We start from the raw sequence: 10,642 nt of genomic DNA, 5'->3' as shown, positions 1-10,642 counted from the left end.
CCGGCTCGCGCCATCATAGATTGCCGCCAGCGCGAGCAAGCGCCGGGTTTGTGCGCCGTCCTTGGAGTGGCGGGCCGCCTTCCTCACAGAGGCAGCGTCGAAATCGGTGCGAAGCGCGATCGGCATGGCAAACTCCAATCCGTTTGCCATGTTGAATCAGGGCGCGCTGACGCTGGCAAGCCCCGCCGAGTCACGATCTCTGAGCCTTGGTATTAGTCGATCATCAATCGAATCAGACCATTTTAAATCAGATCCACTAAGTCTGGTCAGCCTTATATCAACCATCTGCTGTAGAGAACTAGAGTTCCAGTTGAGTGCAAGTGCCGGCCCCCTAGAAATCTTGTTCCTGTCAGAAAATATTAAAGAATCCCAGAGATCTTGACGAAGATAAACAAATGGCCGGACAAGTTGTTTTGAGTTTACTACAAATCCCCTGAAACTTTGAACGGCCAGAACCAATCCCACTATGAGAAGTTCTCTATTTCTATCGAACTTCTCAAGTCCGAAATCTAATTCGTCAAAATGTAATTCTACATGGGCACTGCCACGATAGATCATAATCTCAGAAACAAGGCGTATAATTTCAGTTGCTACCGCGTCTATTTGTTGCCCAAATCCTGGCTTGACAGACTTGAAATCAATTGAGCCAATCTCTTGGCCGGCTATTTTCGGGTTAAGTGTAGCTTTTTCTATAATAATTCGATCAGGTGAAAAGACTTTGTCTACGTCAACGATAGGCGCGCCATAGTTGCGTGTAAAAAAACTCTTAACTTCTTTTCGGAATCAATTTCATTTTTCCATTTCGCCTCAAGAACAGCCGAGGCTGCTTGCGCAGCTATTAAATAGCGCCACGATGAAACGTAGGCCTCCATTTCACTACCCTGCTGATTGGCAAGTTCGCCATGCAGCGCCCACGGGTATCCTCGTAGATTCAAGGCTCTATGATATGGATTAGTTTGATCCTTCGTAAAATGTTTAACCAGTGCCGTTTTTCCCGCTCCTTTGCGTCCGATAACAAGAAATACTTCATTCTCGCTTATCTGGCGGACAGAGTCAGTTGTTAAAAAATAATCGAGGACGGCATCCTCCTCTGCGGAGGGCTTTCCAATCGATTTAATTGCGGGAAACGCCATACCCCCTACTCCGCCGCCACCCCGTTCGGCCCGAACAGACCCATCTCCATCACGTCCTCGTTCGCCGTCACCACGCGGCCGGCCAGCTTGCGGCGGTCGAAGGCGTCCCATACCTCGTTCCAGTTGCCGCGCGTGGCGGCCTTGGAATATTCGGTGGCGCGGGTTTCGAAGAAGTTGGCGTGCTCCACCCCGTTCAGCATCGGCGCCAGCCACGGCAGCGGGTGCTCGTCGATCATGTAGATCGGCTTCAGCCCCAACTGGCCCAGCCGCCAGTCGGCGATGTAGCGGACGTACTGCTTGATGTCCTTGGGGGTCATGCCGCTCACCGGCCCCATCTCGAACACGAGGTCGATGAAGGCGTCCTCCAGCCGCACCGTCTTCACGCACTGGTCGAGGATGTCGTCGCGCACGGCCGGGGTCAGGCAGTTGCGCTCCTTCACGAAGGCGTGGAACAGGCGGATGATGCCGTCGCAGTGCAGGCTCTCGTCGCGGATCGACCAGGTGACGATCTGCCCCATGCCCTTCATCTTGTTGAAGCGCGGGAAGTTCATCAGCATCGCGAAGCTGGCGAACAGCTGCAGCCCCTCGGTGAAGGCGCCGAACATGGCGAGCGTGCGGGCGATATCCTCGTCCGAATCCACGCCGAACTTCGCCAGATAATCGTGCTTGTCCTTCATTTCCTTATACTCGAGGAACATGCCGTACTCGCTCTCGGGCATGCCGATGGTGTCGAGCAGGTGGCTGTAGGCGGCAATGTGCACCGTCTCCATGTTGCTGAACGCGGCCAGCATCATCTTGATCTCGGTGGGCTTGAACACGCGGCCGTATTTGTCGTGGTAGCAATCCTGCACCTCCACGTCGGCCTGCGTGAAGAAGCGGAAGATCTGGGTGAGCAGGTTGCGCTCGTGGTCCGTCAGCTTCTGCGCCCAGTCGCGGCAATCCTCGCCCAGCGGCACCTCCTCGGGCAGCCAGTGCAGCTGCTGCTGGCGCTTCCAGAACTCGAACGCCCAGGGGTATTCGAACGGCTTGTAGGTCTTGCGGGCTTCGAGCAGCGACATGGCATTCGTCCTTGGGATCACGCCGGCACGCGGCGGGGTTGGCGCCATCATACCACAAGACTTGGTGGGCCAAAGGGTTGTTTGCCCACCAGAAGCGGTAATCTGGGTTTATCCACAGCGAATCACCGGCAGGCGGCGCGGGCGGTGGCGGTGGAACCCGGAAGGCAGCCCGGCGTCTTTTCCGGCGGGACTGGCAGGCAGGGAAACGGGGTTTGACGAACAGTGTGTGGAGACGGGCGGCGCTGATGGCGGCGGCGCTGGTGGCGGTGCCGGGGGCGGCGCGGGCGGAGGGGTTCATCGACGTGTACGCCGGCCGTTCGTCCGCCGAGGCGCGGAGCCTGACGATCCGCGCGGACGAGGCCCAGGTGAACGGCGCGGTGGTGCCGGCCGATCTGCGCGTGCGGCTGTTCGACGTGAAGACGACGAAGGAGACGCTGTACGGTGCGCGCGCCGGCTACTGGTTCGGCCGCAACGTGGGCGTGGCGGTCGACGTCTCCACGCTGGACCCCGACGTGCGCGCGCAGACGCTGAACGCCACCGCCAACCTGGCGTTCGACGAGACGGTGTTCGACGAGCCGGTGACGATCGACGCGGGCGAGCGCCGTACGGTGACCATCCCGAAGGTGACGGTGCCGACCACCGCGACGATCGCGGCGCTGGCGATGGTGCGGCTGCCGCTGGGCGGGGAGGGGGTGGCGCCATCGCGCCGGATCGCGCCTTATGCCTTCGCCGGGCCGGTGTGGCTGGTTACCGACCCCAGCCTGGACGGCAATCTGGGCCTGCGTGCCGGCGGCGGGGTGCGCGTGCCCGTGGCGGGCGGCATCGCGCTGTTCGCCGAATATCGCTACACGCGGGGGAATGCCGATGCGGTGGCCGGGCGCGTCTCCGGCACGGTGCAGGGGATCAGCGCGCGCAGCGGCGACATCCGCGTCGATATCCCGATCCGCAACCCCAGCGGCGTGGCCGGCCTGTCGCTCTCGCTCTGACCGGCCGCCCCGCGCGGATCGGGTCCGCGCCGGGCGACGGTGCCGGGCGGGATCGCCTCAGGCGAAGTTGTCGTCGAACGGCTCGCCCTTTTCCTCGATCCGCTTCGCGTCGTCGTCGTGCTTTTCTGGCGCGTCTTTTTTCGTGAGGCCGAGATTTTCGGGCGAACCTGGCTCGGCGGGTTTTTTCGGATCGCTGGTCATGCCGGTCTCCTCGATAGCGGCGCCGGTCAGCGTGGCGCGGGCGGTAACGATGGCATTACGCGTACAGGGTGTCGACACGCATGGTTGCCCGGCCGTCCGCCCCACGAAGGGCGGACGGCCGGGCAGGCGCCGTCACGCGATCACTGGCAGGCGAGGCACTCGTCGTAATCGGTCGCCTCAAGCTCCAGCTTGCGCAGGTCGATGGTGTTGTCGGCCTCCACTCCGCCGGCGAACCCGGCGCGCTGGATGCTCTTGGAGCGCAGGTAGTAGAGCGACTTCACCCCCAGTTCCCACGCGCGGAAGTGGAGCATCAGCAGGTCCCACTTCTCCACGTCCGCCGGGATGAACAGGTTCAGCGAGGTGGCCTGATCGATATAGGGCGTGCGGTCGGCGGCCAGCTCGATCAGCCAGCGCTGGTCGATCTCGAAGCTGGTCTTGTAGGTGTCCTTCTCGTCCGCGCTGAGGAAATCGAGGTGCTGGACGGAACCGCCCTGTTCGAGGATCGAGTTCCACACCGCGTCCGAGTTCTTGGACTTCGTCGACAGCAGCTTTTCCAGATACGGGTTGCGGATCGAGAAGCTGCCCGACAGCGTCTTGTGGGTGTAGATGTTGGCCGGGATCGGCTCGATGCAGGCGCTGGTGCCGCCGCAGATGATGCTGATCGAGGCGGTCGGCGCGATCGCCATCTTGCAGCTGAACCGCTCCATCACGCCCATGTCGGCCGCATCGGGGCAGGCGCCGCGCTCGTGCGCGAGCATCATCGAGGCGTCGTTGGCCTGCGCCGAGATGTGCCTGAAGATCCGCAGGTTCCACGATTTGGCCATCGCGCCCTCGAACGGGATGTTGCGCGCCTGCAGGAAGCTGTGGAACCCCATCACGCCCAGACCCACCGACCGCTCGCGCCCGGCGCTGTACTTGGCCCGCTCCATCCCCGGCTCGGCGCGATCGATATAGTCGGTCAGCACGTTGTCGAGGAAGCGCATGATGTCCTCGATGAAGCGCTTGTCGCCGTTCCACTCGTCCCATGTCTCGAGATTGAGCGAGGACAGGCAGCACACCGCCGTGCGCTCCACGCCATGCTGGTCCTTGCCGGTGGGCAGGGTGATCTCGGAACACAGGTTGGAGGTGGAGACCTTCAGCCCCACGTCGCGCTGGAACTTGGGCATCGCGCGGTTCACCGTATCGGCGAACACGATGTACGGCTCGCCGGTGGCCAGCCGCGTCTCGACCAGCTTCTGGAACAGCGACCGGGCGTCCACGGTGGCGCGCGGGCTGCCGTCCTTCGGGCTGGTCAGCACCCATTCGCTGCCGGAGCGGACGGCCTCCATGAAGGCATCGGTCAGCAGCACGCCGTGGTGCAGGTTCAGCGCCTTGCGGTTGAAGTCGCCCGAGGGCTTGCGGATCTCGAGGAACTCCTCGATCTCCGGATGCGACACGTCGAGATAGCAGGCAGCCGACCCGCGCCGCAGCGAACCCTGGCTGATCGCCAGCGTGAGCGAATCCATGACGCGGACGAACGGGATGATCCCGCTGGTCTTGCCGTTCAGCCCCACCGGCTCGCCGATGCCGCGCACGTTGCCCCAGTAGGTGCCGATGCCGCCGCCGCGCGAGGCGAGCCAGACGTTCTCGTTCCACGTATCGACGATGCCGTTCAGGCTGTCCGGCACGGAATTGAGATAGCAGCTGATGGGCAGCCCGCGCCCGGTGCCGCCGTTCGACAGCACGGGGGTGGAGGGCATGAACCACAGCCTGGAAATGTAATCATAGAGCCGCTGGGCGTGCGCGGCGTCGTCGGCATAGGCGGCGGCGACGCGGGCGAACAGATCCTGATAGGATTCGCCGGGCAGCAGGTAGCGGTCGTTCAGCGTCTCCTTGCCGAAATCGGTGAGGAGCGCATCGCGCGACGGATCGAGCACGACATCGGTCTTGGCCGCCTTGCCGGGGATGGCGGCGGCTGCCACTCGTTCGGAAATGTCCTCAGCGGGTTCCGCAACGCTGTCGATCGATGCGAAATTCATGGCGTTCTCCACAGGCTAATCCACAACGGAATGAGGGACAGCATCTGATGAGCACCAGATATTGTGTTCAGTTGGGTAACCGGCGGTGTCAACGTTTACAACAGGGAGTGGTGCAGCTGATCGGCCTCTAAGGTCAGCGGCTCGCGAGTTAAAGCCGTGTCAAGAGTCTAATTATTTTTTTGACGACGCCACCGGGATCGTGTGGCGCGTAGCAGCATCTTGGCGAGATCCTCGCCTCTGAGTTCCTCAAGTGGGTTTGCGCCGATAGGAAGACGCATCCAGCAGCGACGCCCTTCCGCATCGCTCCACGGGATTGCTCTCTCCCATGGCTTCAGTAGTGGATAGTCATCTTCAACCAGCCATTTTAACCTCACGAAAAACTCCATATTGGGCTTGCGATCATGCAAGGGCACAATATCTGGTAGGAGGCTTAATCGTGTCCAGCTCAAAATTTAGTCAATGTTCACGGTTTGAACATTGACTCGGCAGAATCGGTGGTTCTGCGGTAAATTTGGCTACAACGTCAGCGCACGCAGCAGCAGTGCGGTGATGCCCACCATTGCCACCGCCATCTGCGGCGGGCGCAACTTCGCGAAATGGCGGGGCAGTTCGCCGCGCGCCGCCGCCTTCGGGTCGAGCAACGCGACGCTGCCGTAGCCCACGAACAGCGCGCAGAACGCCACCAGCCACGGCGCGATCAGCCCGATCATCCCCAGCACGAACAGCCACAGCATGCTGACGAGCAGGAAAGGCCGCGCGCCGTTCTCGATCGAGAAACCGTAGCCGCGCCGCACCCCCGCCATGAAGATCAGCAGCGCCGCCGCCCACAACTGCCCCGCGCTCACGATCAGCGCGGCCCACCAGCCGTTCGCGCTCCACCCCGCGATCGCCAGCACGGGCAGCAGCAACATCGGGCCATAGCCCAGCACGAGGCTGGAAGGGGGTATGGGGCGGGTTCGGCTCATGCCGGTTCAACGCCGCCCGGCGGCCGCGGTTGCTGCACGATCGGCCAGACCCGTTGGAAACCGCGCCGCGAAGGCGTATGCGCGCGGCGATACGGCGTGCGCCGGCAGCATATGAAGGGGTGGCATCATGGTGATGACGATCATCAAGGAAGCGGATCTTGTCGAGAGCGTCGCCGACGCGCTCCAGTATATCAGCTATTATCACCCGATGGATTACATCCGCGCGCTGGGCGATGCCTATGAGGCCGAGCAAGGCCCGGCCGCCAAGGATGCGATCGCCCAGATCCTGACGAACAGCCGCATGTGCGCGGAAGGGCACCGGCCGATCTGCCAGGATACCGGCATCGTCACCGTCTTCATCAAATGGGGACAGGGCTGCGTGCTGGAGAGCGAGAAGTCGCTGCAGGAGGTCGTCGACGAGGGCGTCCGCCGCGCCTACCTCCACCCCGAGAACCGCCTGCGCGCCTCGATCCTGCGCGACCCTGCGTTCAGTCGGGTCAACACCAAGGACAACACGCCGAGCGTGCTGAACGTGGAGATGGTGCCCGGCCACCATGTCGACGTGCAGGTGGCGGCCAAGGGCGGCGGCAGCGAGAACAAGAGCAAGTTCAAGATGCTCAACCCCAGCGACTCGATCGTCGACTGGGTGCTGGAGATGATCCCGCAGATGGGCGCGGGCTGGTGCCCGCCGGGGATGCTGGGCATCGGCATCGGCGGCACCGCCGAAAAGGCGATGACGCTCGCCAAGGAATCGCTGATGGGCGATATCGACATGGCGCAGCTGAAACAGCGCGGGGCCGTGACCGACATCGAGAAGCTGCGCGTCGAGATCTTCGACAAGGTGAACGCGCTCGGCATCGGCGCGCAGGGGCTGGGCGGGCTGGCCACCATCCTCGACGTGAAGATCATGGACTATCCGACGCACGCCGCATCCAAGCCGGTGGCGATGATCCCCAACTGCGCGGCCACCCGCCACGCGCACTTCCACCTCGACGGCTCCGGCCCGGCGTTCCTGGAGACACCGAACCTCGCCGACTGGCCGAAGGTGGAATGGACGCCCTCGAAGGAATCGATCCGCGTCGATCTGGATACGCTGACGCCGGAGGTGGTGGCGACGTGGAAGCCGGGCGACCGCCTGCTGCTGAACGGCCGGATGCTCACCGGCCGCGACGCCGCGCACAAGCGCATCCAGGACATGCTGGCCAAGGGCGAGCCGCTGCCGGTGAATTTCGCCGGCCGCGTGATCTATTATGTCGGCCCGGTCGATCCGGTGGGCGACGAGGTGGTCGGCCCCGCCGGCCCGACCACCGCCACCCGGATGGACAAGTTCACCGACATGATGCTGGAGCAGACCGGCCTGATCGCGATGGTCGGCAAGGCCGAGCGCGGCGCGCTGGCGATCGAATCGATCAAGCGCCACAAGGCCGCGTATCTGATGGCGGTGGGCGGTGCCGCCTATCTGGTCGCGCGCGCGATCAAGAAGGCCGAGGTGGTGGGTTTCGCCGATCTCGGCATGGAGGCGATCTACGAGTTCACCGTGCAGGACATGCCGGTGACGGTGGCGGTGGATGCCACCGGCGAAAGCGTCCACCACACCGCGCCGCTGGTATGGCGCGAGAAGATCGCGCGCGAGAAGCTGCTCGAAGGGGTGTGACCGGGGGCTTGCGGCTTTGACGGGGCCGGTGTTCCTTGCTGCTGGCGGTGCGCTGGTAGTGGGAGATACCGGGCTCGTCTGTCGCCGGGATGACGTTCCGAGAACATCCCCCACGAACCGGCGCCTGAGGTGACCGCTTCGTTCGAGTAGCCGTCATCCGATTGCTGACGGGCCACGTCAGAGCAGCCGTCATCCCAGCGAACGCCGGGATCTCCCGTCAGCTTGATGCGACGTTCCGACAGCCTCGACGAGATCCCAGCCTTCGTCGGGATGACGATGGGGCTGACAGGCGCGACGTCGTTCACGACCATTGTTCATGAACGCCACTCATCGATGGGAAAGGCGATCAGGCCCGTCGCCCCGTCGCCCCAGCCTTACCGGAACGACGCCGCGATCGGCTCGCCACCTCACCCCGCCATTCCCCGCAGCCGCCCGGCGATGATCGCCTCGGCGTCGCGCATGATGCGGCCGATCAGGTCGGCGGCGGTCGGCAGGTCGTGGATCAGCCCCTGCACCTGGCCCGCCCACAGCAACCCGGCCTCCAGCCGGCCGTGCTCCAGCACCTCCCGCCCCTGCGCGCCGCGCACCAGATGCGCCACGTCCGCGAACGTCGCGCCCGGCTGGGCCAGCAGCCGCACCACCTCGTCGGAAACCGCCGTCTTCGCCACGCGCGCGGTATTGTGCAGGCTGCGGAAGATCAGGTTGGTGCCGCGCTCGTCGTTGGCGAGCATCGCCTGCTTGGCGTTGTCGTGGATCGTCGCCTCCTGCGTGGCGCAGAAGCGCGTGCCCATGTTGATCCCGTCCGCGCCCAGAGCCAGCGCCGCGACAAGCCCGCGCCCGTCGCCGAAGCCGCCGCTGGCGATCATCGGGATCGTCACCTTGTCGGCGGCCGCCGGGATCAGGATCAGGCCGGGGATGTCGTCCTCGCCCGGATGGCCGGCGCACTCGAACCCGTCGATCGAGATCGCATCCACCCCCATCCGCTGTGCACTGAGCGCGTGGCGCACCGAGGTGCATTTGTGGATCACCCGGATGCCGTGTGCGCGCAGATCCGCGACATGGTCCTGCGGCCTGTTCCCCGCCGTCTCCACGATCGTCACCCCCGCCTCGATGATGGCGCGGCGATACTCGGCATAGGGCGGCGGCGAGACGGACGGCAGGATGGTGAGGTTCACCGCGAAGGGCTTGTTGGTCAGATCGCGGACGCGGGCGATCTCCCTCGTCAGGTCCTCCGGCGTCGGCTGGGTCAGCGCAGTGATCGTGCCGAGGCCGCCGGCGTTGGAGACGGCGGCGGCAAGCCCCGCGCGGCCCACCCACATCATCCCGCCCATCATCACCGGATGCTCGACACCCATCAGTTCGGTGAACCGCGTCTTCATCGGCCGCTCCCTCCGGCCGGCGATCCGGCCGGCGTCTCGCCCGGCATGACGGCCGCGGTCCGGCTGTGCAAGAGGTGGCCGGTTTCGTCCGCGCGCGATCTTTGCCCGGGCCGCGCGCTGTGCCATCAGCGGGCGACCCTGCCGACGAAAGAGGCGCCTGATGACCGATACGCACCCCGAACCCGTCCGCCTCGTCGTCGCCGATGGCGTGGCGACGATCACGCTCGCCCGCCCGCAGGCCGGCAATGCGATGAACATGCCGCTGGTGGACGCGCTGTTCGCGCAGGTCGGCGCCGTCGTGGCCGACAAGACGGTCCGCGCGATCCTGCTGGAGGGCGAGGGGCGCAACTTCTGCGTGGGGGGCGATCTGCGCGCGTTCGTGGCCGAGGCCGATCCGGCGGGCTTCATCGGCGCGCTGGCGCGGCGACTGCATCAGGCGATGCGGCTGCTGCACGAGCAGCCCGTGCCGGTGGTGATCGCCGTGCAGGGGGCGGCGGCGGGCGCCGGCCTCGGCCTTGCCGCCAGTGGCGATATCGTGCTGGCGGCCCGCTCCGCCAGCTTCACGCTGGCCTATGGCGCGATCGGGCTGACGGCGGACGGTGGCGCCACCTGGCTGCTGCCGCGCCTGATCGGCCTGCGCCGCACGCAGGAAATGGTCTATGCCGGCCGCAGGCTGGACGCGACCGAGGCCGCCGCGATGGGCCTCGTCACACGGGTGGTCGAGGATGCCGATCTGGCGACCGAGGCGCGCACCGTGGCCGCCGCCATCGCGCGCGGGCCGACGGGCGCGTTCGGCGCGGTTCGCGGCCTGCTCGCCGCGGGGGACGGCACGACGCTGGCCGATCAGCTCGACGCCGAGGCCGCCTCGATGCAGGCGGCGATGGCCGGGGCCGATGCGCAGGAGGGTGTCGCCGCCTTCCTCGAACGGCGCCCGGCGCGGTTCACCGGGGCATGAGGGGGCGGAGGCGTCGGGTCTGACGGGCGCCGGTCAAGCGCCGTCCTCCCACTCTCCGTCATCCCGGCGAACGGCGGGATCGCCGCGTGGCTTGATGTAACGCTGCGATCGCCGCGACGAGATCCCGGCGTCCGCCGGGATGACGAAGAAGGGGTTGGGCAAGCAGGCGGGTCGGTTATCCAATCCCCCCCCCCCCGGTTCAGCCCCCGTCCCGCCCCAGCGCCGGATCGAGATCGCGCGGGCGGACGAACCCGGGGAGGCGGCCGGTGCGTGGGTTCATGTCGGCCCAGCGA

General features: G+C 65.2%; 9 protein-coding genes. 3 read left to right on the top strand and 6 right to left on the bottom strand.

Annotated elements, in window-relative coordinates; translation table 11 throughout:
- Positions 1-722: 722 nt before the first annotated feature.
- Positions 723-1,133: a P-loop ATPase, Sll1717 family gene (locus tag FOY91_RS19010; protein WP_145155284.1), complete on the bottom strand. Its 411-nt coding sequence runs from the start codon at positions 1,131-1,133 to the stop codon at positions 723-725.
- 5 nt (positions 1,134-1,138) lie between these two features.
- Positions 1,139-2,191 carry a ribonucleotide-diphosphate reductase subunit beta gene (locus FOY91_RS19005; RefSeq protein WP_145155282.1) on the bottom strand — a complete coding sequence of 351 codons (1,053 nt, stop codon included), beginning with the start codon at positions 2,189-2,191 and terminating at the stop codon, positions 1,139-1,141.
- A 212-nt stretch (positions 2,192-2,403) separates the two neighbouring features.
- Between FOY91_RS19005 and FOY91_RS19000 the strand changes: the two genes are divergently transcribed.
- Positions 2,404-3,177: an outer membrane beta-barrel protein gene (locus tag FOY91_RS19000; RefSeq protein ID WP_145155280.1), complete on the top strand. Its 774-nt coding sequence runs from the start codon at positions 2,404-2,406 to the stop codon at positions 3,175-3,177.
- Between the two features lie 57 nt (positions 3,178-3,234).
- On the opposite strand, the gene FOY91_RS21820 is transcribed toward FOY91_RS19000, so the two are convergent.
- From FOY91_RS21820 to FOY91_RS18990, 3 genes are all read right to left on the bottom strand, one after another.
- Entirely contained in the window at positions 3,235-3,378 is a 144-nt protein-coding gene (locus FOY91_RS21820; RefSeq protein WP_162527284.1) for a hypothetical protein, read from the bottom strand.
- Positions 3,379-3,518: 140 nt separating this feature from the next.
- Positions 3,519-5,396: a ribonucleoside-diphosphate reductase subunit alpha gene (locus FOY91_RS18995; RefSeq protein WP_145155278.1), complete on the bottom strand. Its 1,878-nt coding sequence runs from the start codon at positions 5,394-5,396 to the stop codon at positions 3,519-3,521.
- A gap of 515 nt (positions 5,397-5,911) precedes the next feature.
- On the bottom strand, positions 5,912-6,361 hold the full coding sequence (locus FOY91_RS18990) for a DUF3429 domain-containing protein (protein WP_145155276.1): 450 nt from the start codon (positions 6,359-6,361) through the stop codon (positions 5,912-5,914).
- Between the two features lie 133 nt (positions 6,362-6,494).
- Here FOY91_RS18990 and FOY91_RS18985 point away from each other — a divergent pair, with 133 nt between their 5' ends.
- Complete coding sequence (locus FOY91_RS18985; protein ID WP_145155288.1) at positions 6,495-8,015, top strand: fumarate hydratase; 1,521 nt, start codon at positions 6,495-6,497, stop codon at positions 8,013-8,015.
- Between the two features lie 407 nt (positions 8,016-8,422).
- Here FOY91_RS18985 and FOY91_RS18980 read toward each other — a convergent pair whose 3' ends face one another.
- On the bottom strand, positions 8,423-9,394 hold the full coding sequence (locus FOY91_RS18980) for an NAD(P)H-dependent flavin oxidoreductase (protein WP_145155274.1): 972 nt from the start codon (positions 9,392-9,394) through the stop codon (positions 8,423-8,425).
- 160 nt (positions 9,395-9,554) lie between these two features.
- Here FOY91_RS18980 and FOY91_RS18975 point away from each other — a divergent pair, with 160 nt between their 5' ends.
- Positions 9,555-10,349 (top strand): enoyl-CoA hydratase/isomerase family protein, encoded by a 795-nt coding sequence (locus FOY91_RS18975; RefSeq protein WP_145155272.1) that lies wholly within the window; start codon positions 9,555-9,557, stop codon positions 10,347-10,349.
- Positions 10,350-10,642: the final 293 nt, after the last annotated feature.

Source organism: Alterirhizorhabdus solaris, assembly GCF_007785815.1.
Lineage (GTDB): Bacteria > Pseudomonadota > Alphaproteobacteria > Sphingomonadales > Sphingomonadaceae > Alterirhizorhabdus > Alterirhizorhabdus solaris.
This window is presented reverse-complemented; position numbering and strand designations above follow the sequence as displayed.

Bases quoted from the DNA above. Each gene is read 5' to 3' on its own strand.
- FOY91_RS19010 (WP_145155284.1), bottom strand. From the start codon at position 1,133: ATGGCGTTTCCCGCAATTAAATCGATTGGAAAGCCCTCCGCAGAGGAG.
- FOY91_RS19005 (WP_145155282.1), bottom strand. From the start codon at position 2,191: ATGTCGCTGCTCGAAGCCCGCAAGACCTACAAGCCGTTCGAATACCCC.
- FOY91_RS21820 (WP_162527284.1), bottom strand. From the start codon at position 3,378: ATGACCAGCGATCCGAAAAAACCCGCCGAGCCAGGTTCGCCCGAAAAT.
- FOY91_RS18995 (WP_145155278.1), bottom strand. From the start codon at position 5,396: ATGAATTTCGCATCGATCGACAGCGTTGCGGAACCCGCTGAGGACATT.
- FOY91_RS18990 (WP_145155276.1), bottom strand. From the start codon at position 6,361: ATGAGCCGAACCCGCCCCATACCCCCTTCCAGCCTCGTGCTGGGCTAT.
- FOY91_RS18985 (WP_145155288.1), top strand. From the start codon at position 6,495: ATGACGATCATCAAGGAAGCGGATCTTGTCGAGAGCGTCGCCGACGCG.
- FOY91_RS18980 (WP_145155274.1), bottom strand. From the start codon at position 9,394: ATGAAGACGCGGTTCACCGAACTGATGGGTGTCGAGCATCCGGTGATG.
- FOY91_RS18975 (WP_145155272.1), top strand. From the start codon at position 9,555: ATGACCGATACGCACCCCGAACCCGTCCGCCTCGTCGTCGCCGATGGC.